This is a genomic window from Algoriphagus sp. TR-M9 (genome assembly GCF_027594545.1).
In the GTDB taxonomy this organism is placed as follows: Bacteria; Bacteroidota; Bacteroidia; order Cytophagales; family Cyclobacteriaceae; genus Algoriphagus; species Algoriphagus halophytocola.
The window spans coordinates 2,678,709-2,701,293 of sequence record NZ_CP115160.1 but is presented as its reverse complement, the minus strand read 5'-3'; the positions used below and the strand labels follow the sequence as shown (position 1 = coordinate 2,701,293).

The 22,585-nt window shown below is 45.0% G+C and carries 15 protein-coding genes; 13 read left to right on the top strand and 2 right to left on the bottom strand.

All coding sequences use genetic code 11. The features are described 5' to 3' along the window. Nucleotides 1-299: 299 nt before the first annotated feature. The 8 genes from PBT90_RS11410 to PBT90_RS11375 all read left to right on the top strand — a co-directional run bounded on the left by PBT90_RS11410 (nt 300) and on the right by PBT90_RS11375 (nt 10,798). Entirely contained in the window at nt 300-1,943 is a 1,644-nt protein-coding gene (locus tag PBT90_RS11410; RefSeq protein WP_264810703.1) for a TldD/PmbA family protein, read from the top strand. Nucleotides 1,944-1,959: 16 nt separating this feature from the next. Next, entirely contained in the window at nt 1,960-3,276 is a 1,317-nt protein-coding gene (locus PBT90_RS11405; protein WP_264810702.1) for a TldD/PmbA family protein, read from the top strand. Between the two features lie 82 nt (nt 3,277-3,358). After that, nucleotides 3,359-3,973, top strand: coding sequence for a DUF4159 domain-containing protein (locus PBT90_RS11400; protein ID WP_264810701.1), 615 nt, complete (start codon nt 3,359-3,361; stop codon nt 3,971-3,973). 2 nt (nt 3,974-3,975) lie between these two features. After that, nucleotides 3,976-4,974 carry an AAA family ATPase gene (locus PBT90_RS11395; protein WP_264810700.1) on the top strand — a complete coding sequence of 333 codons (999 nt, stop codon included), beginning with the start codon at nt 3,976-3,978 and terminating at the stop codon, nt 4,972-4,974. Beyond that, nucleotides 4,961-5,830 (top strand): DUF58 domain-containing protein, encoded by an 870-nt coding sequence (locus PBT90_RS11390; protein WP_264810699.1) that lies wholly within the window; start codon nt 4,961-4,963, stop codon nt 5,828-5,830. Before PBT90_RS11395 ends, PBT90_RS11390 begins: the two co-directional genes overlap by 14 nt. Further along, complete coding sequence (locus PBT90_RS11385) at nt 5,830-6,996, top strand: BatA domain-containing protein (RefSeq protein ID WP_270129360.1); 1,167 nt, start codon at nt 5,830-5,832, stop codon at nt 6,994-6,996. The genes PBT90_RS11390 and PBT90_RS11385 overlap by 1 nt, the downstream gene beginning before the upstream one ends. Then, on the top strand, nt 6,993-9,179 hold the full coding sequence (locus tag PBT90_RS11380; protein WP_270129358.1) for a hypothetical protein: 2,187 nt from the start codon (nt 6,993-6,995) through the stop codon (nt 9,177-9,179). The genes PBT90_RS11385 and PBT90_RS11380 overlap by 4 nt, the downstream gene beginning before the upstream one ends. Next, nucleotides 9,176-10,798 (top strand): hypothetical protein, encoded by a 1,623-nt coding sequence (locus PBT90_RS11375; protein WP_270129356.1) that lies wholly within the window; start codon nt 9,176-9,178, stop codon nt 10,796-10,798. The genes PBT90_RS11380 and PBT90_RS11375 overlap by 4 nt, the downstream gene beginning before the upstream one ends. Before the next feature lie 33 nt (nt 10,799-10,831). Here PBT90_RS11375 and PBT90_RS11370 read toward each other — a convergent pair whose 3' ends face one another. Together PBT90_RS11370 and PBT90_RS11365 are read right to left on the bottom strand one after the other, a co-directional pair. Further along, nucleotides 10,832-12,184: a sensor histidine kinase gene (locus PBT90_RS11370; RefSeq protein WP_264810695.1), complete on the bottom strand. Its 1,353-nt coding sequence runs from the start codon at nt 12,182-12,184 to the stop codon at nt 10,832-10,834. Further along, a complete protein-coding gene (locus tag PBT90_RS11365) occupies nt 12,174-13,562 on the bottom strand; it encodes a sigma-54-dependent transcriptional regulator (RefSeq protein ID WP_264810694.1) in 1,389 nt (462 codons plus the stop codon). The genes PBT90_RS11370 and PBT90_RS11365 overlap by 11 nt, the downstream gene beginning before the upstream one ends. 328 nt (nt 13,563-13,890) lie before the next feature. Between PBT90_RS11365 and PBT90_RS11360 the strand changes: the two genes are divergently transcribed. From PBT90_RS11360 to PBT90_RS11345, 5 genes are all read left to right on the top strand, one after another. Then, nucleotides 13,891-15,138 carry an efflux RND transporter periplasmic adaptor subunit gene (locus PBT90_RS11360; protein ID WP_264810693.1) on the top strand — a complete coding sequence of 416 codons (1,248 nt, stop codon included), beginning with the start codon at nt 13,891-13,893 and terminating at the stop codon, nt 15,136-15,138. Nucleotides 15,139-15,330: 192 nt separating this feature from the next. Next, complete coding sequence (locus tag PBT90_RS20455; RefSeq protein WP_396127667.1) at nt 15,331-15,567, top strand: four helix bundle protein; 237 nt, start codon at nt 15,331-15,333, stop codon at nt 15,565-15,567. Nucleotides 15,568-15,724: 157 nt separating this feature from the next. Further along, nucleotides 15,725-16,420, top strand: coding sequence for an ABC transporter ATP-binding protein (locus tag PBT90_RS11355; protein ID WP_264810691.1), 696 nt, complete (start codon nt 15,725-15,727; stop codon nt 16,418-16,420). A gap of 394 nt (nt 16,421-16,814) precedes the next feature. Further along, complete coding sequence (locus PBT90_RS11350; RefSeq protein ID WP_264810690.1) at nt 16,815-19,175, top strand: ABC transporter permease; 2,361 nt, start codon at nt 16,815-16,817, stop codon at nt 19,173-19,175. Nucleotides 19,176-19,906: 731 nt separating this feature from the next. Further along, the gene (locus tag PBT90_RS11345) at nt 19,907-22,360 is read left to right on the top strand and encodes an ABC transporter permease (protein ID WP_270129352.1); all 2,454 of its coding nucleotides are present in this window, start codon (nt 19,907-19,909) and stop codon (nt 22,358-22,360) included. Nucleotides 22,361-22,585 lie beyond the last annotated feature (225 nt).

Here is a 22,585-nt window from a genome sequence, read left to right as displayed (position 1 = left end):
AGTTTAAGCGCGGTAGGCGCAGAGAGTTTCGCAGAGCGCGTAGGTCATGGGTAATTTTGAGTAACTGGCTTATTTAACAGTCTAGATCTAAGCCTCCCGATTTATTGATCTTTTTGAATCATAGGGTCAAAAATCAAAGCATCTTCACTTGTCAAAAGGCAATTTCCAATTTGCACCCTGATATTTTACCGAGTTTGTATTTTTTCTTTGCTTAATCCAAGGATAGCAGTACTTTGATAGGAATATTAAACCCAATAGACCAGTAAAAATATAAACCTTAAACTTTAACCAGAGATAAATTGAAGAGAAGAGATTTTATCCACCTTTCCGGAATGGGACTAGGTGCCCTCGTCACTCCCGGGCTTTTAATGATGGGGAATCCGGTCTCAGCAGAGCAGTTGCTTGAGCCGGGAATCGATGTAGCCGCCAAAAAAGTGCTTGCTGATACTGCACTGAATGCAGCCCGAGCAAAGGGAGCCACTTACAGCGATGTAAGAATCGGAAGATACCTTAGACAAAACGTCTTTACCCGCGACAAAAACGTGCAGAATATCTCCAATGGAGAGACTTTCGGAGTCGGAATCCGGGTCATAGCCAATGGCACCTGGGGTTTTTCCTCCACCTCTGACGTCACGCCAGACGGGATCAAGCTTTGCGCAGAAACTGCAGTTGCTATCGCAAAGGCAAATTCAAAACTTCAGAAAGAACCCGTGGAGCTAGCTCCGGAGCCAGGCCACGGTGAAGTGACCTGGAATACGCCTATCAAGAAAAATGCCCTGGAAATTCCTGTAAAAGAGAAAATTGATCTTTTGCTGAAGGCTAATAATGCAGCCATAGACAATGGTGCTGCTTTTGTTAATTCAGCGCTCTTTATGATCAATGAGCAAAAGTACTTTGCTTCCACCGATGGGTCTTATATCGATCAGGACATTCACAGAATATGGCCCACATTTACTGTCACTGCCGTAAACAAAGAGTCCGGTGGGTTCAGAACCCGGCAGGCACTGAGTGCACCTATGGGAATGGGCTATGAGTACATGGATGGCTTGGCAGAGGACAAGATGATGAACCCTGCAGGTTTCAATAGCTACAGAAACAGCTATGATATAGTGGAGGATGCTACAGAAGCGGCAAAACATGCCAAAGCAAAAATCTCCGCAAAATCTGTGATTCCGGGCAAATATGATTTGGTGTTGGATCCGGATCACTTGGGATTGACCATTCACGAATCTGTAGGTCACCCACTCGAGCTGGATCGTGTGCTAGGCTATGAGGCCAATTACGCCGGTACCAGCTTCGCAACGCTTGACAAGTGGAAATCAGGTGATTTTAAATACGGTTCAGATTTAGTCAATATCGTCGCTGACAAGACTCAGCCTTTTACCCTGGGCAATACCGGCTACGATGATGAAGGGGTGAAAACAAAAGAGTGGGATCTGATCAAGAATGGTGTTTTGGTGAATTACCAGGCGATCCGTGATCAGGTGGGCATTTTGGGAGAAAAGGAATCTCATGGATGCTGCTTTGCGGACAACTGGAGTTCTGTGCAGTTCCAGCGCATGCCGAATGTTTCTTTGCGTCCAGGCACAGAGAAACTCAGTCCTGCAGAAATGATCAAGAATGTGGAGAAAGGGATTTACATACTCGGCAGAGGTTCATACTCTATAGATCAGCAGCGGTACAACTTCCAGTTTGGAGGTCAATTATTCTACGAGATCAAAAATGGCGAAATCGTAGGTATGCTTGAGGATGTGGCTTACCAGTCCAATACGCAGGAATTCTGGAATTCTTGTTCCCAAATTTGCGATGAGGATGATTACAGATTTTTCGGTTCTTTCTTTGATGGGAAAGGCCAGCCATCGCAGATATCAGCGGTATCACACGGTAGCTCTACCACCCGTTTTGATGGGGTGAATGTGATCAATACGGGAAGAAATATTTAACCTCAACACGAGAATTATGGCCATTTTGACTAAAGAACAAGCAAAGCAAATTATAGATAAAGTACTTTCCTACGCAAAAGCTGATGAAACTGAAGTATCGATTTTCGGTGGAAGAACCGGTAACATCCGTTACGCTAGAAATTCAGTAAGCACCAGTGGAGAGACTAACGAAATAGGATTGAACGTTACCTCGGTTTTTGGTAAAAAATCTGGTTCATCCAGCATCAATGAATTGGATGACGAGTCGCTCCAGAAGGCAGTCGCTAGAGCAGAGGAAATCGCCCAACTGGCACCGGAAAACCCGGAATACATGCCGATGTTAGGTCCTCAGGAATATTTGGAAAGCAAAACTTTCGTAAGTGCCACCGATCAGATAGATCCTGAACAGCGTGCACAAATCGCTGCGGACAGTATAGGCCCGAGCTCTGAAGCGAATCTCACGGCAGCAGGATACTTGGAGGATTTCTCCGGTTTTGTGGCTCAGGGTAATAGCAAAGGGCTTTTTGGCTATAACAAAAGAACCTCAGTGGATTTTTCCATTACCGTTCGGACTGCAGATGGAACAGGTTCAGGTTATGCCATCCGCGACTACAACGATATCAATCTTCTGAACTCCAAAGACGTCACCAATATTGCCATGCAAAAAGCACAGGCATCACAGAATGCCCAAGCCATAGAACCTGGTAAATACACGGTGATTCTGGAACCTACCGCTGCAGGGAATTTGATGGGATTATTAACCGGTAGTTTGGATGCTCGTGGAGCAGATGAAGGCAGGAGTTTCCTCAGCAAAAAAGGTGGTGGAACCCGTTTGGGTGAAAAACTCTTCGATGAGCGTGTGAATATCTATTCGGATCCGCTTAATCCCCAGATACCAGCTTCGCCTTGGGACAATGAAGGCTTTCCTCAGAAGCCTATGACTTGGGTGGAAAACGGAGTGGTGAAAAACATGTTCTATTCCCGCTACTGGGCAGAGAAGCAAGGTGTACAGCCTACCGGACGACCAAGTGGGATGATTATAGCGGGCGGTGATCAATCTATCGCAGACATGGTGAAAAGTACCGAAAGGGGGATTCTGGTCACCAGATTCTGGTACATCCGAGCGGTAGATCCCCAAACTTTACTTTACACAGGTCTTACCCGTGACGGTACTTTCTATATTGAAAACGGTCAGATCAAGTTCCCTGTGAAAAACTTCCGATTCAACGAAAGTCCGATCATCATGCTAAACAATATCGAAGCACTCGGTCAGCAGCAGCGGGTAGGAGGGGATTTGATTCCGGCCATGAAGATCCGGGACTTTACCTTCACCAGTTTGTCAGACGCAGTGTAGCAGAATCATAGTTTTTAGACCATAGTCCATAGTAATTGCTATCGACTATGGTCTATTAGCTACTAACTTATTTTATTTCCAGATGCCTTTCTTCTTCACCAGAATCAAATACAATTCCGGCAATTGGGATACGGATCAGCGCATGCCGATCAACCTGCTCAATTCCCTGGTAGAATACACCACCATTCCGGTGGACGAAAAGGAAAAAGTAGTAGAGCTGAGTAGCAAGGAGATTTTCAAAAGTCCTTTTTGCTACATCAGTGGCCACAAGCTGGTGGAGTTCTCCTCTGCAGAGCGCCAGAACTTCAAGACTTATGTAGAAAACGGGGGCTTTGTCTTTGCTGATGATTGCAATCATGACATTGATGGGCTGTTCGCAAAATCCTTTGAGGCCGAGATGGCCAAGACTTTTGGAGAAAATGCCCTCCAGAAAATCCCCAATACCCACCCAATTTATTCCTCCTTCTTTGAATTCGAAGATGGGCCACCTGCTACCTCCTTTGAGCTAAATGGCTGGGGAGATGATCTGATACATGATTACTTGAAGGCAATCGTCATAAATGGCAGAATCGGAGTTCTTTATAGTAATAAAGATTACGGCTGCGAATGGGATTATGACTTCAGAAACAAACGCTTTTTGAAAGTCGATAATACCAAGTTTGGAGTCAACATAGTGGTTTACGCATTAACACATTGACATTGGAAAACACAGAATTAACAGCCTATAAAGAGTTGGTGGCGAAGATCCCCCAACTCAAAAAAGAAATAGCTAAAGTCATCGTCGGTCAGGAATCTGTGATTGAAGAAATCATCATTACGCTTCTGGCAGGAGGACATTGCCTGTTGGAAGGTGTGCCGGGCTTGGCAAAGACCCTGATGGTAAATTCCCTTTCGCAGGGAATGGAGCTGAACTTTAAGCGAATTCAATTTACGCCGGATTTGATGCCTGGAGATATTTTGGGTACCGAAATCCTGGAAGAAGACCACGAGACAGGGAAGAAGTTCTTCCAGTTCAACCGGGGACCAATCTTCGCCAATATGGTGCTGGCTGATGAGATCAACAGAACTCCTCCTAAAACTCAGGCAGCACTTCTGGAAGCCATGCAGGAGAAGGTGGTGACCTATGGAGGACAGCATCATCCGCTACCAGCTCCATTTTTGATCATAGCGACGCAAAACCCCATAGAACAAGCCGGAACTTACCCACTGCCCGAAGCACAGCTGGATCGCTTTCTTTTGTACATCAAACTAGGCTATCCCTCCGAGCAGGAGGAGCTGGATGTGTTGGAAAAGACGACGGGCACTTACAAGGGGAAACCAGACGTAGTATTCACCAGTGCGGATATCCAGCACTTACAAAAGCTGACTAGAGAGGTTCACATAGATTCTCAATTGCTGGTTTACATCAATAAGTTAATTCGAGCTACACGGCCTAATCATTCAGAAATACAGTCAGTTATAGATTATGTAGAATGGGGTGCGGGAACCCGGGCCGGACAAGCATTGATACTTTGTGCCAAAGCCAGAGCCTTGGTGAAAGGTCGCTATGCTGTCACTCCTGATGACATCAAAACACTTGCTTTTCCAGTCTTAAGACATAGACTTTCCCTGCACTTCCGGGCAGAGGCAGAGAATATTCAGCCGGACGCAGTCATCACGAAAATCCTCGAAGCACTCCCGATCCATGCAGGCAAGTAATCTGGAAATCATCAAACTCAATAACCTCAAGCTGGCCGCCAAGATCATCAGCGAGCAGCTCAAGAATGGTATTCACCTGGGCAAGCGGGTGGGTGCAGGTTCTGAGTTTGAGCAATACAGGTACTACGAGCCGGGAGACGATCCCAAACGGATCGACTGGAAGTACTTTTCCAGATCTGGTAAACACATGATCAAAGAGGCCCAAACCGAGAGTCATTTGCATATCCGTATGATGCTTGATCTGTCTGGATCGATGAACTATGAGGAGAATGGAATCAAGCGCTTAGCATACGCTAAAAACCTGCTTGCCTCCCTTGCTTACCTGGCACATCAACAGGGCGATTCTTTGAGCTACTTCACCTGCCAGGATGGAAGGGTGGAACAAAAGGTCTCAGCAACTCCCAAAGCATTTCAACGCATACTTTATTTTTTGGAAGGGGAGACTGCTGCAGGTTCTTGGCCTGTGACCAAGCAGGTGTTCCCGGTTTTGAAAAGTAAGCAGAAGGAATTGATAATTCTGGTTTCTGACTTTTTGCAAAAGGACAATGAGTGGCTGCACATAGTAGAGCAAATGCGCCATCCCAAGAAGGAAATCGTATTGTTCCAAATCTTAGGAGAGCAGGAGGAAAAGTTTAACCTGAGGGGGAGTTTTAGGTTTCAGGATTTGGAGTCCGATAGGTCCATTATATTAGATGGAAAAGCGATAGAAAAAAACTATAATGATTCTATAAATAACTATTTATCAGAATTTAAAAAGTCTTTACTTCTACCTCAGGTTCATTTGATTCAAGTGCGATTGTCAGACTCAATCGCTGGGGTACTCAGTGCATTTTTGTCCCAAAGATCCCTATCCTGATGCAGTTTCTTCAGCCTATATTGCTCTGGGGATTACTCGGAATCAGCATCCCAATTCTTATCCACTTGTGGCGGGGAAGAAGAGGTCAGCTTATTCACTGGGCAGCCATGCACTGGCTGACTTCCCAAGAAAGTAGCGTGACAAAAGGCTTTAGGTTAGAGAATTTACTCGTATTATTTCTGAGGATCTTAGCCTTGACCTTGCTGGTTTTACTGCTGAGTCAAGTGTTTTTGCCGGCCCTTAATCAGCAAACTGCCGAGCGGGTGGTTCATCTGGTGCAACCGGATAAACTTCTGGCAGAGGAATTCAGATTTGAACTTCAGCAGGCCCTGAATAATGGAGATGAGGTCTATTGGGCAGATGGGGATCTAACAGCGCTTTCACTTGGGCAATTGAACCCTGAGAATAAGGATTTTAAACTCCAGGCTTCGCTTGATTTGCTACCTCAGGAGGTTAGCAAGCTGGTTTTGTATTTAGGTAATTCCCAGCAGACAGTAGGCGAGAGCTTCTATAGGTCCCCGATACAGCCAAATTTGGTATTGGGTACTTTTGCTTTGCAAGGCAGTGGCAATGAGCAAATCCAGTTTTCCGAAGAGGTGTTTTTTCAGGTGAATGAGGAAGGAATTTTAGATTCAATTTCTGGAGAATCCAGTGGAAATGTAAGGGCAATTCAAATGGATCAGTTGAGTTATTATTTCGCTGATATTGAGGATTCAGAAGCTGAAGCAATTGAAGCGTCACTAGAAGCAATTCAGGATGTATATGGATTGGAATTTCAGGAAGTGGATACGGAGGAGTCCGCAAAGCTTATTTTTGCCCAAAGCCTACCCAAAGAAACGGCCACTTCCAAGCTATATTTTGTTACTACCGAATTCTCATTTCCTACCCGGAAAAACCTGCTGATATTTTCGGATACCCTGGATTTTGAGCATGCAGAGCTGGTGCAAAATGGTCGTTTGCCGGAGTTGATTTTGGAGAAGTTATTGGAGTTTTATGACATTGAACAGCAGGATGCTCCCTGGAGCTTATCCCAGCTTTCCAGGAGGTTTCTGGTGGCGCAGGATAAGTGGCAGGAGCAGAAGCCGAATCTAAATCTATTGCTCCTGGGATTGCTGTTGCTTTGCCTGGCATTGGAGCGATACTTTGCAAATCGTCAAGGAGTATGAGTACCATTGAAAAACATATTGCCAAAATCAACTTTCAATTGCAGGTTCAAGCGGTTTTGAAAGCACTCTTGGCAGCCATAGCTGTAGGTATTTTTTCAAGGGTTTTTCTGGACTCGATTTTGGCTATCACGCTGACAGGTTTACTGGTGTTTGGGAGCGCTGCTTACCTGTTGGGCTTGTTCAATAGCTTTAGAACTGAAGCCATACAAATTCTCCATCAGCACTTCCCGGACCTGGAGTTTAGCCTGGAGTTGCTGGATAAAACTCCCAGAAATAGCGCTGAAAAACTGCAATGGGAGCGTGTGAATTCATCTTTCAAAGGCGGAGAGATAGGGATTTGGTATCAAATCACCTGGCCATTTTTACTCGCTTTGGCTTTGGCATCCGGGGTTTTTGTGTTGTCACAGTATATTCCTGTACAGCAGTCTAAGGGAGAATTGACGGAGAACATTAAGGACAATTTTCAGCCTAGTTCTACCCTGGAAGATCTCCCGGTAAACTTGTTAGATGTGAAAGTGAGCATTACTCCTCCGGCTTATACTGCGCTGCCAATAGTAAACCAAGCTAAACTGGAAATATCCACCATTAAAGCTGCAGAAATAGAATGGAGACTGAAGTTTAGTAATTCGGCAGATGTTGCTTTTGAACTGGTAAGTTCCGCTGTGAACTCTCTTTCATTTAGCCAAGACAAGGGTGATTTTTTTCTGAAAGACCAGGTGAAGAACTCGGGAATTTATGCCATTCGAGGGCATAGAAATGATGAGCTGGTGTATGAATCAGGCTATTTTCCCCTGGAGGCAAAGGACGATCTGGCTCCGGTGATTCAGCCAGCAGACCGGGAACTATACAGCTATCATTTTACCAATGACCCCAAAGTAATGGAAGTGAAGGCGAGGGTCTCTGATGATTTCAAAGTCAGGGAGGTTTACCTGGTGGCTACTTTGGCACGGGGCTCGGGGGAGAATGTGAAGTTTAGGGAAAATAGAATTCCGGTTTCCAGGAGTAATTTCAAAGCTGAAGACCTCTCGGTACAACTTGACTTGAATGCCTTGGACTTTAAGCATGGAGATGAGCTGTATTACTATTGGGCGGCAATTGACAACAAAATGCCTGAGCCAAATTTTTCGCGCAGCGACACTTATTTCATCAACTATGTGGATTCGGCTGGGCTGAGTGAGGAGGAGCTGGTAGGGATGGCCATTCATGTGATGCCGGATTATTTCCGTAGTCAGCGGCAGATTATCATCGACACTGAAAAGCTCTTGGCTGCGCAAAAAAACCTGTCTGAAAGGGAGTTCAATGCCACTTCTAATGAAATAGGCTACGACCAAAAGATGCTAAGATTGCGCTATGGACAATACCTGGGCGAGGAGTTTGAAGAGACTGCCGGAGGGGGGCCTACAGCCACCGGGGATACAGAGAATCTGCTCGAAGGATATGAGCACAGACATGATGAAGAAAGCGAGGCGGGAATCACTGCGAATGTGCTTTTGCCAAGTGAACATGAAGAGCAACACTCAGAAGAGTCGCATAGCCAGGAGGAAGGGGGGATAGAGAGTGTCCTGGATTCTTACCTGCACAACCATGAGGATCCGGAGGCCAATACTTACTTTGAGGAATCCACCAAAGGCACTTTGAAGGCAGCTCTGGAAGAAATGTGGGAAGCTGAACTGTATATGCGGCTTTTCGAACCGGAGAAAGCTTTGCCCTACCAGGAAAAGGCTTTGAAACTTCTCAAAAAAGTGCAGCAGAAATCCAGAGTGTATGTGAAGCGTACAGGCTTTGATCCGCCTCCTATCAAGCCTGAAGAAAAGCGCCTGAGCGGAGATTTGGAGGAGGTGAAAAACCGGATTGAAAGAGAGCAAAAAGAGATTTCCAGGCGATTGGAGCCACTTGCCGCTGAAATTTTAGGATTATTAAATAAGGATGCGCTGGACGAGCAAGATCAGCTATTGATCCAGAATTTCGGGGAGCTTTGGACCGTAAGGATGAATTACTCTGGCATGGATGATTGGTCGGTTTTATTGCTTTTGCAGGAATTGAAATCCGGCAAAATCAGGGAAGAGGGCAAGCTGGAAATGTTTGAAAAAATTTATCCCCTAATCCCAAAAAGTGAGGGGCTGAATGCTTCCTATTTGAAACAAAGAAAACTGGAAAAAGCCTTTTGGAGCAGACTAAAATGATTCAATTCGAACCTTTGATTTCTTGGCCCTGGGCTTACCTGTTCATCCTATTGATAGCATGCATTCTGGGGATTCAGCTGTATTGGATATACAGATCCAAGGATTCCTCACTCAAAAAATGGGTTAAAACTGTTTTGAACAGCCTCTTTTTTCTGGCCTTAATAGCATTCATTTTGCAGCCCAGCTGGAGGTACAGCAATCCAGGTAACGGCCTGCTGCTGTATTCTGAGGATGTTTCCAAGGAGCAAATCAGGTTCTGGAAGGATAGTTTGAACCTTAAGAAAGAGCTAAAAATAAATACGTATCATGGGGAACCGGGGCCCATTTACCTTTTAGGGGCTGACTTTTCCCGTCTTGATTTATTGAAATTCTCTGGGGAAAAGGTGAATTGGATACCATTTTCTGATCATCAAGGGCTTTCGTTTTTAAACTGGAAAGCCATCCTGAAGCAGGGGGAAAACCAAATGATTTACGGTTACTTAAATGTCAGAGATTCGGCTCATCTGAAGCTTATCCAGGGTGAAGAAGTGCTGGCTGAGCAGCACCTAAAGAATGGGAAGGCTGAGTTTAAGCTTGAATTTCCTGTGCAGTTGATCGGCAGAAATGAGCTGGATTTTCTTGTCAACGATACTTTGAAGGGAAAAATCCGGTTTTACTCCACGGCTCCCAGCCCCGTACAGTATAGCTTGAAGTTTGGGTTTCCGGATCCTGAACTCCGATTTTTAAGCCAATACTTAACCCAAACTGGTCAGTCTGTGAGCGAGGAAATCAAGGTTTCCAAAAGTGCATTTATTCAGTCCGGAGCTAGGAATTCCGATGCTGTCCAGTTTTTGATCATTGACCCAAGCCAACTGGAAAAGCAGGAAGTGAAGGCGGCTATTGAAGCAGGTGCGGCTGTGCTACTGCTGAACTTGAACGATGTTCAGTCAGAAGTCAAACGTATAAATAGTGCCCTGAATACAGATTTTGAAGCGGAAAGGCTGAGTAGTGAATCGTCCAGGGAACTAGAGGAGGAGCTTTATGCGGCTCCGTTTGAATGGAAAGCTAAACCTGCCCAGATACGAAATTTTGGAAATTCCTTAGCGGTTCAAAGAGTTGGTAATGCTAAGGTTGGCGTGAGTTTGCTGGGGCAGACCTTTCCCATCAAGCTAGCCGGTGACAGCCTGCGGTACCGGAAAATCTGGAGCGAGATTTTAGGTGCTCTGCTTCCGGAAGAGCCCGCCTCTGTAGTTTTGGAAGCACCGGTTTTCCAAGGGGGTACAGCAGGCCTGACTTTGAATCAGGAGCGTTTTGATCAGGATTTTGCCAGGGTGGGTAGCGACACACTTTATTCCAGGCCATCTTTGGTCAATCCTTTTTCCAAGGCTGTTGAATTGATCAGTCCGGATTCTGGCTGGGTTTCCCTGGGCGATACCCTGGAATACTATGCTTATGGTAGGGAGGAATGGTTAGGTGTTTTCAGAACGAAGCTTTTTGCAGATTTTTTGAAGCAAAACCAGAATGCCTCTTCTATTTCTTCTGAGGCGAAAAGCGGTCAAAAGCCCTCGGACTGGATTTGGTATGCTTTGCTCCTGGTTTTACTGACTTTGCTATGGGTAGAGCCGAAAATCCTGGACTAGGTTTACTTGAAAATTTACTTCGTAAAAGAATTTTTACCTGAAAGTCAAGGTAAATACTGTACGTTCATTGGGGATGGAAGTCACCTGTAAGCTGCCTCGGTGGAGGTTCATGATCTGTCTGGAAATGGCCAATCCTATGCCACTCCCTGTTTTTTTGGTAGAGTAAAACGGCACGAAGATTCTTTCCAATGCTTCTGGTACAATCCCTGGACCGGAGTCTTCCACCTGAATACTCATTCCCAGATCTCCTTGGCTGATAGCAGTCAGCCCGATGACCCGGTCTGCCTGCGACTGCATGGATTCTGAAGCGTTTTTCACCAGGTTGATCAAGATCATGGTGATCAGGTCCGGGTCACAGTGGATCTGAAGATCCTCTGGTTTTATCGCGGTTTCGATCTTCACTTCAGCATTTTTCAGGTCCTCCTTCATCAGATTAAGTACATTTTCAAAAAGCTGACTGACCGGCATCAAAACCTTTTTAGGGGTAGGAATATTGGTGTAGTCCCGGTAGGCATTTACGAAGCTTACCAGTCCCTTACTTCGGTTTGCAATGGTGTCCAGCCCTTCCTGCATGTCCTGGAACCCGTCTCTTTTGATCAGAAAACCTTCCTGCTGCACGTAGCTGTCCTCATCCAAAATAGTCCGGAGGGAATCCACCAGGCTGGATATAGGAGTGATGGAGTTCATGATCTCATGTCGGAGTACTTTGGTCAGATTTTGCCAGGCTTCCAGTTCATTGGACTGTAGCTCGGCATTGATGTTTTGTAGGGAAAGCAAGGTCCAGCTTTGGCCTCCCATTTTCAGGGAAGTGGACTGGATGATCAGGTGAAGGGAAGAATTGACCTTTTTCGAAATTCTCTGCCCGGGTTTCATTTCCAGCACCTTTTCCAATAGTTCCTTGGATAGCTTAGCCAAATCCGAAATGTCACGAAACTGGGGAATCTGCAGCAGGTGCTTGGCGGCATTATTGATGACACCGATTTTGCCTTCAGCATTGAAGGAAATGATGCCGGTATTGATGTGCTGTATGATGACCTGCAGAAAAAGCATCTGCTCTTCCTTCTCTGCCCGGGTTTGCTTGAACACCTCCATCACCTCATTGAAGGACATGTTCACTTCCTTAAAAGATTCCCCCATTTTGCTGTCAGAAGTAAATGAACTGGAAAAATCCGCATACCGGATGGAGTCCAGAAAACGCGCCAGTTTGTGGTTTACAGAATTGACATAATAGATCAGTTCTAAAACCTGGGCCAGAGCTAGTATCCCCAGAATGGCGGGAGCGAGCCATAAGCCTTGTCGGAAATACATCCAAAGCCCAATGAAAAGTGAGACAATGATCCCCAGAATCCGGAGCGTGACTCCTATGGAAAACCGCTTATAGACCATATTTTTCTAATCTTCTATAAAGGGATGATCGTGTAAGTCCCAGTTCCTCTGCTGCACGGGTAATGTGTCCATTATGCTTCTGAAGTGCCTTTCTGATCAAAATACGTTCTACATCCTCTATGTTCAGGTGCTCCAGACTCACCGATTCCTCTTGTTTTTCAGGCTGGGACATTTTCTGTAAAAAGAGATCCTCAGGCTGCAGTACATTATGATTGCTCATGATCACAGCCCGTTCTACACTATGCTGAAGCTCCCGGATGTTGCCGGGCCAGTGGTACTTGCTCATGCGTTTTATGAGGGGCTCCGAAGCTTTGCGGATGTCTTTGTTGTATTTTTTGGAGTAAAAGGCGATAAAATGATCTGCCAAAAGCGGTATGTCTTCCACTCGTTCCCGAAGAGGCGGTAGCTGAATTTCTATGGTGTTGATTCTGTAAAGTAAATCCTGGCGAAAGCCATTTTCATAGACCATATTGTGTATAGGCATATTGGTGGCTGAGATCAGTCGGATGTTCACATCCACCGGACGGTTAGCCCCCACACGGGTCACTTGCCGATTTTGCAGTGCTGCCAGTAACTTGCTCTGCAAGGGCAGGGGGAGGTTACCGATTTCATCCAAAAACAAAGTGCCCTTATGTGCCTGCTCAAACCTACCGGCCCTGTCATCCTTAGCATCGGTAAAGGAGCCTTTTTTGTGGCCAAAAAGCTCTGATTCAAAAAGGGTTTGTGTTATTGACCCTAGGTCAACCCCTACGAATGCTTCTTTGGAGCGTCTTGAATTTCTGTGTATAGCTCTGGCAATTAGTTCTTTTCCTGTTCCGTTTTCTCCCAGAATCAATACATTGGCATCGGTCACCGCCACTCGCTCTATGGTTTCGAAGACTTTTTGCATGGCTTCACTTTGCCCTATGATATCCTTGAACTTATTGTCCATATCCTGCTGCAATGTCTGTTTTTGATCCCGAAGTAGGTCTACTTCCATTTTCTTTTTGCGCAGCTGCAGGGCAGAATTCAAGGTGGCTAGCAGGCGTTCATTTTCCCAAGGCTTCAAGACGAAATCGGTAGCTCCTTCTTTGATGGCTTTCACAGCTAAGTTCACATCTCCATAGGCAGTAATGAGCACCACCACAGCCGAAGGATCCAGTTCCAGAATCCTATCCAGCCAGTAAAAACCCTCCTGTCCCGAACTCACATCTTTGGTGAAGTTCATGTCCAGCATGATCACATCATAAGACTCATTATGGGTGAGAATGGGAAGCAGATCCGGGTTGGTCTCGGTATCCACCTGGGCAAAATGCCTTTTGAGAAAAATCTTCGCTGCTTTTAGCAGATCTTCATTATCATCTACGATTAGGATTTTGCCGGTTTTGTGCTCGCTCATTATGCTAAAGAGTTTAGACTGGGGTATAAAAGTTTTCCAGGTTACTTCTCCCTTGTTCCAAAAGCATACCGAAATGCTGACAGCGCAGAATTAATCAGAAAACGTTTGATTTCGGACGTTTTGGGCATGTTTTCCGCATTGGGAGCCTACCTTCAAATTAGTCAAAAATAATCCGACTTTGAATTCTTTTGTTCGCCTGCGGACGAAAATGTTCGCGATCCTAAGGTTGATTTTCTAAGAAAACAAGCCAAAAAGCCAGTAGGGGCGATATTTTGCATGGCATGCCATTTGGCATAAAGGGAGTAGCCGAAAATGGCAGATACACACAATGGATAGAAAAATACAAAAGAAGACCTGGACACCCAGGAAGATTGCATGGATTATCGGCGGAGTAGTATTAGTGGCCGGGATTATATACCAAATCGGGTTTGCTGACCATAGATCCACCATGAATGTGGAGAAAGATCGTCTCAGCATAGCCACAGTGAGCAAGGGTGAATTTACCGACTACATCTTGGTGTCCGGACAGATAGAACCGGCTCAGACTTTTTACCTGGATGCGGTAGAAGGTGGCATGGTAGCCCAGCTGGTACGTGAATCCGGTGCATTGGTGGAAGTAGGAGATACCATTTTGATCATGAACAATTCGAATCTCCAACTGGATGTGATGCAGCGGGAAACTATGCTGTACGAACAAATCAACAATCTCCGTCAGACCCGTCTGTTTCTGGATCAAAACGACCTGAGTCAGCAAGGTCAACTGGCAGAGATCGATTACCAGATCAGTTTGCTTGAGCCCCAATACAAGCGTTTTAAGGAGCTACACGAAAAGAAACTGGTATCAGATAGGGAGTTTGAGGAAGTGGCGGAGCAGTACGAGTACAATCTTAAAAGGAGAGAATTGACTTATGCCTCTTATAAAAGTGACTCCATAGCCAGATCTTATCAACTGCAGCAGCTGCGGCAATCCGAGAATAGAATGAATGCTTCCTTGGAAGGGGTGGGGCAGATTTTGAATAATCTGGTGATCAAAGCTCCTATCGCAGGGCAGCTTGCCATGGAGCAGATAGAAGTAGGTCAGGCGATCAATTCAGGTGAGCGGTATGGGCAGATCGATGTGCTGGATGAATTTAAAGTACGAGTACCCATAGACGAATTGTATCTGCCGAGAATCGGACAGGGCCTGAGGGGAAAGTTTACGCTGAGCGGTGTGGATCATGAACTGGAAATCATGAAAATCTACCCTACCATTACCAATGGTCGCTTCGAAGTGGACATGAAGTTCACCGGTGAAAGTCCCCGAGGCATACGTCGTGGGCAAAGTGTACGGATCCGACTCGAGCTGGGTGACAGTGAGCAAAGTCTGCTATTGCCAACTGGAGGTTTCTTTAAGGACACCGGAGGAAATTGGGTTTTTGTGATCAATTCCGCAGGAAACGCAGAAAAGAGAAACATCAGATTGGGAAGAAAAAATCCCGAGTATTACGAAGTACTGGAAGGACTGGTCGAGGGAGAAAAAGTCATCATCAGCGGTTACGAAAACTTTGGGGATAATGAGGTGCTGGAGATGAGGTAGAGAGACGGAAGACCGGAGACAGAAGAAGATTTAGGATAAATAAGAGCGATTGTAGTCAAAATTTAAGCTGATCGGATAGGAGTTTCAAGTTTGAAAAATTGATCATTTGGCACAAGGCGATGGATCTGGCTGAAGAAATTCATGAGTTGTCAAAGGAATATCCAAAAGAGGAGATTTACAATTTGACCAGCTATTCGAAGAGCTGTAGATTCAATAGCACTTAATATCGCTGAAGGTTCAATTGGTCAGACTAACCCAGAACAAGGAAGATTTGTTGGCTATTCTTTAAGGTCTTTGGCGGAGGTAGTTACATGTTTATATAAAGCAAAAAGAAGAAAATATACAGGAGAAACAGAGTTCAAAAAACACTATTCTGAATGCTATAATCTCATGAACATGATTATAGGGTTTAAGAATGCCATTAAATAAATTAGCTGGAAGTCCGAGGAGAGGAGACCGAGGTGGTCTATGCTAGTTTTAGGAACCTTCTTTAGGATAAAAAAAATATAGTATCAAAATATTACAAACAAAGTTGGAGGATCCCATGACTTCGGTCTTCGGTCTTCCGTCTTCAAACTTAACTCACATGAACGTCATCAAAACCGTCAATCTCAGAAAAATGTACGCTACCGAGGAGGTGGAAACCACTGCATTGGACAGCATACAGATCGAAATCAAAAAAGGTGAATTCGTCGCTATTATGGGGCCCTCAGGCTGTGGGAAATCCACCTTGCTGAATATCCTGGGCCTACTCGATAATCCTGACGATGGGGAATACCATTTCTTGGATCAGGAAGTAGCCAAATTCTCGGAGCGCAAAAGGTCATCCCTTAGAAAAGGTAACATTGGCTTTGTATTCCAGAGCTTTAACCTGATCGATGAACTGACGGTATTCGAAAATGTGGAACTTCCACTTTTGTACTTAAAAATCCCAACTGATGAGCGCAAAAAACGAGTGGAAGAGGTGCTTACCCGAATGAACATCATGCACAGAAGAAACCACTTCCCGCAGCAGCTTTCCGGTGGTCAGCAGCAGCGTGTGGCTATCGCCAGAGCTATTGTAGCGAAGCCTTCTGTGATCCTTGCCGATGAACCTACAGGTAACCTGGATTCTACCAATGGCGAAGAGGTGATGCGTCTTCTCGAAGAACTGAATAACGAAGGAACAACCATCGTAATGGTAACTCACTCTCCCCATGATGCCAACTACGCTCACCGAATCATCAATCTCTTCGATGGTAAAGTGGTGACAGAGAATATCCGGGAGCAGTTTCACGTGTAGAAGTTGGGAAGTCGGAAGACCGGAGACCGAAGTGAGCAACGTCACTGCGAGGAACGAAGCAGTCTGGTAAAAAGGGATTAGAGATTACTTCGCTCCTCGCAAAGACGCACATGGGATAACGGATGTTGGGTGACAGATGATGGGATCCTCCTACGGCATAGGTAAATCTTAACCGGAGTATTCGGTAGTTGAAATCTCAGCAAGATTGAAGCAATCTGTTTTAATCGGGGAGATTGCTTCGCTCGTTCCTCGCTCGCAATGACGGTCATGGTAATTTCAGGTCATTTCCTTGCTCCTTACTAATCCCGTGAGACTCATCACATGAAGCAATACAATCCAGGTCAGAGGTTCAAGTAGATCTCGTAAATCAAAAATCGTAAATCAAAAATCTATTATGCTCCGCCACCAGATCTTACTTGCCTTTAGAAGTTTTATAAAGTCGAAAAGCATTTTCGCCATCAATCTTTTTGGATTGACCATAGGGCTATGTACCGTGATCCTGATTATGCTTTGGGTCAAGGATGAATTGAGTGTAAACCGCTACCATACCCAGATAGACCAGATCTACCAGGTGATGACTAATCACCACAATTCCACCGGAATAGTGACCATTCCCTATACTCCCGCCGAAATGGCTGAGGCGATGAGTGAAGAACTTGCACCAGTGGAGGCTGCTTCGGCATTTTCCCCGCTGATTGAAGGCGTAGCCCTGGAGCAGGGGGACACCAAAATGAATGGGAGTGGCTTTTTTGTGGATCAGGAGTACTTCCAGATTTTCGACCATGAATTTCTAGCAGGAAATCCAGAAAGAGCGCTAACTGAAATCAATGCCATCACAATTTCAGAGACTTTAGCTACCAAACTCTTTGGAAGTCCTCAGTTGGCTTTGGGCAAGTCATTGAAATGGCAGGTTTTTGATTTTCAGAATGAAGTGGAAGTGACAGGTGTTTACAAGGATTTTGGGCAGCTGGATGTGGACAAACCTGATTTCCTCATGGCATTTCCCTTTTTTAAGCAAATGCTCGGAGATGGTGCCCACTGGGATAATTACAATGCGACAGCAGCAGTCCTTCTCAAGGAAGGTACAGATGTAGCTGCATTCAATAATCAGATAAGCGATTTTATTAAAAAGAAAGAAGAGTTCACCAACGTTACCGTTTTTCTTCAGCCCTATGCTGACACTTATCTTTATAATACTTATGAGGATGGAAAAATTGCTGGAGGGAGAATCAGTTATGTGAAAATATTTTCAGCTATTGCTGTTTTCATTTTGATTATCGCCTGTATCAATTTCATGAATTTGACCACAGCCAAATCCATGAGCAGACTGAAGGAAATAGGGGTTAAGAAAACTATGGGGGCTAGTCGTGGAGGACTTTTTACACAGTTTATCACTGAATCACTTGTGCTGTCCTTCTTTGCATTGCTCTTTGCCCTAGTGGCAGCCTTTGTCCTACAGCCATTTTTCAACCAAGTGACTTCCAAATCGCTGGCCTTGTCTTTTCAACCGGATGTGGTTTTCTTATTGCTGGCTGCTTGGCTTTTTACCGGCTTGCTGGCTGGGATTTATCCGGCCATTTACCTGTCCAAGTTTAAACCGGTAGAAGTGATGAAATCTAATCTCAAAGGCAGTTTTGGTGAACTGTTGGCGAGGAAAGGTCTGGTAGTATTTCAGTTTTCCATTTCACTTCTGCTGATTATTGGTATCACAGTGCTGAGCAAGCAGATGAATTATATCCAAAGCCAAAACCTAGGCTATGAGCAATCTCATTTATTGGAATTGAATGCTTCTGGAATCCAGCCCAATCAAATGCAGGCATTTCTGGATCAGACTAAAAAAATATCAGGAGTTGCGAATGCTTCCAGTTTGTCTCACCCATTGGTAGGCTTAGCAAGTTCTACCATAGGCCTGGAATGGGAAGGGAAAAATCCTGATGAAGAAGTGAAGTTTGAGAATATTTCGGTCAACATGGGATTGATTGAAACCATGGGATTTGAGATGTTGGAAGGAAGGGCTTTTTCTCCTGAGTATGGAGAGGAGGAGAATAAAATAGTTCTAAATGAGGCAGCAGTGCAAACTATTGGTTTCCGAGATGCTGTAGGACAGATCGTAAACCTATGGGGAGAGGATATGGAGGTGATAGGAGTGGTAAAAGACTTCCATTTTGAATCTTTGAAGGAAACGGTAAAACCTGCTTTTATCAAATATAGTCCGGGTTTTGCCCAGAAAGTCATGGTGCGCTTAGCTTCAAATGATCAGCGGGCAACCATTGCAGGGATTTCGGATGTCTTCCAGCAATTTACCGGTCAACCTCTCAGCTATTCCTTTATGGATGAGGATTATCAGTCGCTTTATGCTTCTGAACAGAGAGCATCTGATCTGGCTATATATTTTGGGACTACAGCCATTTTTCTTTCCTGCTTGGGTCTGTTTGGTTTGGCAGCCTTCACTGCTGAGAAGCGTAAAAAGGAAATCGGGGTAAGGAAAGTGATGGGAGCTACCTTGACGAGTGTTCTGACTTTGGTTTCCAAAGATTTCATGGCTTTGATAGTCGTAGCTATTCTGATTGCAGTGCCGGTGGCCTGGTATCTGTCCAATAGCTGGCTACAGACTTATGCCTTCCAGACGGATTTGAGCTGGTGGATATTTGCCGGATCTGGAGTGCTTTTGATTCTGATTTCTTTAATCACGGTAGGGTATCAGGCATTCAAAGCGGCCTCTGCCAATCCGGTTGAGTCTCTTCGTTCAGAGTAGCTAGAATTCTGATTTCGGATGGTTGATTTCGGATTTTGGTCGATAACACCTGAAGAGTACGTCATCGGTAGAAGGAGGTAGGACGACAGCCTGTCCCGATTCTACGGGAAAGCAATCTCGTTTTAAAATGTAAAATTTGTTGCTTCGCCTCAGGTCTTGTCCTCACGGATTGCTAAAAAAATGGCCCGTGACGACACGGACCAGGGCAGACAAGCGTCCTCGATCCCCGTGGCTATGCGGGACGCTCGGACTGAAGTTAGTTTAATCATGGCACAAATCGCTAGTAGAATTGCCCGAAAGCGAACGATACTGTACGAAGGTAAATCGATAATAAATTGAAAATGGGCTTTCCTGCATTTGGAAGGCTTTGGTTAAAATGGCATAAATCCTGAATAGCTTTTATACAGCTCTTCGCCTCTATACCTGTCTAGATGGAATGAAATTGAATGGGTTGTGAAGACCTGCCTACCGGTAAGCCAGGCACCAACCAAGACAGTGGAAAGCCAGGAAGAATGCGTCATAGGTGGGAGGAGAGAGGACGACAAAGCCAGCTCAATCTAATTGTATAGAGTAGGGGTTGCTTCCTGCCTCTACTCCGCTAGGACTGACGCACGCTCTATTGCCATGCCGAAGCAGATATAAACCATGGCGGGAACAGTAATGAAAATCAATATAGGGTAGAGGTTCCGCTAAATCCCGTAAATCTCAATTCATAAATCGTAAATGTAATCATGCTTAAAAACTACTTTAAAATCGCCATCAGGAACTTAAAGAAGCATAAGTTCTATACATTTATCAATGTATTAGGTCTGTCCGTAGGCGTGGCTGTATGTATGATCATCTCGCTTTTTGTGATCAATGAATTGTCCTACGATAAGCACTTTAAGGATGCAGATCAGATTTATAGGATTCATGCCGATATTATTTTTGGGGGCAATCACTGGGATATGATCCAGGCTCCTGCACCTATGGCTGAGGCTCTCCCCAGGGAATTTCCAGAAGTGGAATACGCAGTCAATTTCAGACAGCGTGGCTCTTACCTGGTCAAAAAAACAGAAGAAAACATCAAAGAGCAAGGAGTAATATGGGCTAGCAAGGATTTTTTCAATGTATTTGGTACCAACCTGATTGAAGGAAATAAAGACGGGGTTTTGGCCGAACCCAATACCATGGCCATCAGCAAAAGCATGGCTGAGAAATATTTTCCTGGAGAAAGTGCGGTAGGGAAATCCCTGATTTTGGATAATGACATGGATTTTAGGATCACTGGAGTTTATGAAGATATCCCTCAGAATAGTCATTTTCATTTCCACTTTTTACTGGCTATGGCAGGCTTGCCCGAGGCCCAAAGAACTTCCTGGCTCAGCAATAATTTCCAAACTTATCTGAAAGTCAGGGCTGATGCTGATCCGCAAAATCTCAATCAAAAATTACAAACCCTGGTTGAGAAGAATGTGGAACCGGAACTGGGTAAATTATTTGGGGAAGGAGCCACCCTGGCCGGCATGCTGGCTGATGGCAGCAAAATGGAATATATGCTGCAGCCCCTACTGGATATCCACCTGAAAAGCGACCTGATGGGAGAGTTTGAGCCAAATTTTAACATCACCTACATCTACCTATTTATCGCAGTGGCACTTTTCATCCTCGTCATTGCCTGTATCAATTTTATGAATTTGTCCACGGCCAGATCGGCTAACCGTGCCAAGGAAGTAGGGATCCGAAAAGTGATGGGGTCATTTCGTACCCATTTGATCCGACAGTTTCTCATGGAGTCCATCTTGCTGAGTTTTATCTCCTTTTTGATTGCCATGCCCCTGGTTTCCCTGCTCTTGCCTTTTTTTAATGATTTGGCTGGCAGAGAGTTGCAGCTTCCATTTTCCCATTTTAGCTTTTATGGTATTTTCCTCTTGGGAGCGGTTATTACAGGACTATTGGCAGGAATCTACCCGGCTTTTTTCCTATCTGGCTTTAAGCCGATCAGCATTCTAAAAGGTAATGTATCCATGGGAATGAGATCAGGAATGATCCGCAGCTCCTTGGTGGTTTTCCAGTTTGCGATTTCTATTATTTTGATCATCGCAACCATTGCTGTTTTCAATCAACTGAACTTCATTCAGAATAAGAAGATTGGCTTTGACAAGGAGCAAATCATTACTGTAGAAGATGTCTATGCACTAGGAGATCAAGCCGAGACTTTCAAGCGAGAGGTTTTAGCCAATAGCATGATGGAGTCCGGAACCATTACCGGGTATTTGCCGGTGGCTGGTACATGGAGATCTGATACGCCATGGTGGGCCGAAGGAAAGGACCCCAAGCAAACGGAGAATATGGTGAGTTTGCAAAACTGGCAGGTGGATTACGATTACATCCAGACTATGGGAATGGAAATCGCCGAAGGGAGGGACTTTTCACTGGATTTCCCATCCGATTCTTCAGCAGTTATTTTGAATGAATCTGCTGCCAAGCAATTTAACTTTGAGGGAAATCCCATAGGTCAAAAAATATACTCCATGGCCGGTGAAAACGAGACTGCAAACTTGGACAACCTGAACAGTAAGACTGTGGTAGGAGTGGTGAAAAACTTCAATTTCGAATCACTGAAAGAAAATATAGGATCGGTGATGATCTTTCTGAGCGAAAGACCAAGTGGAATCGCTTCCTTTCGGTTCAATTCAGAAAATACAGACGAGGTCATAAACTTTATAGAAGCAAAATGGAAAGAAATGGCTCCTGGTCAACCTTTTACTTATTCATTTTTGGATGATAGATTCGGTCAGATGTATGCCTCCGAAACCAGGCTGGGCAAAGTCTTCGGTATCTTTGCAGGATTTGCCATTGTGATAGCCTGCTTGGGATTGTTTGCGCTCACGGCATTTACTGCGGAGCAAAGAACCAAGGAGATCGGTATCCGAAAAGTACTGGGGTCTAGTATTGGGAGTATAGTAGTTTTGCTGTCCAAGGAGTTTGCGAAGCTGGTGCTCATCGCTTTTCTGATCGCCTCGCCCATAGCCTGGTGGGCGATGAGAAAATGGTTGGAAGACTATCAGTACAAGCAGGACTTAAGTTGGCAAGTATTCCTGGGAGCAGGGCTTTTTGCCATTGTCATTGCCCTGCTGACCACCAGCTACCAATCGATCAAAGCGGCAATGACCAATCCGGTAAACTCCCTAAAAAGCGAGTAAGGTGAGCGTAGCGTCATGGGTAGTGAGGCATGGACAAAACTATCTCCAGACAGAAGGGGAAAGTCTGAAAGCTGAATAGTACTGTAACCTTTGAGGTATATCCTGACCATAGGGAAGGATCCCCTCGAAGGTTTTTTTGTATTCCCCTTGGTACGTGTTCGACTTGCTCCTAGGCAGGATTTCACGCAAGGAAATAATGATGGCCTCCGGGTCAAGACTACGGTG

What these genes read in the sequence shown, in the direction of transcription:
- PBT90_RS11400 (WP_264810701.1), top strand. Translation starts at nt 3,359, where the DNA reads ATGCCTTTCTTCTTCACCAGAATCAAATACAATTCCGGCAATTGGGAT.
- PBT90_RS11355 (WP_264810691.1), top strand. Translation starts at nt 15,725, where the DNA reads ATGAACGTCATCAAAACCGTCAATCTCAGAAAAATGTACGCTACCGAG.
- PBT90_RS11405 (WP_264810702.1), top strand. Translation starts at nt 1,960, where the DNA reads ATGGCCATTTTGACTAAAGAACAAGCAAAGCAAATTATAGATAAAGTA.
- PBT90_RS11380 (WP_270129358.1), top strand. Translation starts at nt 6,993, where the DNA reads ATGAGTACCATTGAAAAACATATTGCCAAAATCAACTTTCAATTGCAG.
- PBT90_RS11385 (WP_270129360.1), top strand. Translation starts at nt 5,830, where the DNA reads ATGCAGTTTCTTCAGCCTATATTGCTCTGGGGATTACTCGGAATCAGC.
- PBT90_RS11390 (WP_264810699.1), top strand. Translation starts at nt 4,961, where the DNA reads ATGCAGGCAAGTAATCTGGAAATCATCAAACTCAATAACCTCAAGCTG.
- PBT90_RS11360 (WP_264810693.1), top strand. Translation starts at nt 13,891, where the DNA reads ATGGATAGAAAAATACAAAAGAAGACCTGGACACCCAGGAAGATTGCA.
- PBT90_RS11370 (WP_264810695.1), bottom strand. Translation starts at nt 12,184, where the DNA reads ATGGTCTATAAGCGGTTTTCCATAGGAGTCACGCTCCGGATTCTGGGG.
- PBT90_RS11345 (WP_270129352.1), top strand. Translation starts at nt 19,907, where the DNA reads ATGCTTAAAAACTACTTTAAAATCGCCATCAGGAACTTAAAGAAGCAT.
- PBT90_RS11375 (WP_270129356.1), top strand. Translation starts at nt 9,176, where the DNA reads ATGATTCAATTCGAACCTTTGATTTCTTGGCCCTGGGCTTACCTGTTC.
- PBT90_RS11350 (WP_264810690.1), top strand. Translation starts at nt 16,815, where the DNA reads ATGCTCCGCCACCAGATCTTACTTGCCTTTAGAAGTTTTATAAAGTCG.
- PBT90_RS11365 (WP_264810694.1), bottom strand. Translation starts at nt 13,562, where the DNA reads ATGAGCGAGCACAAAACCGGCAAAATCCTAATCGTAGATGATAATGAA.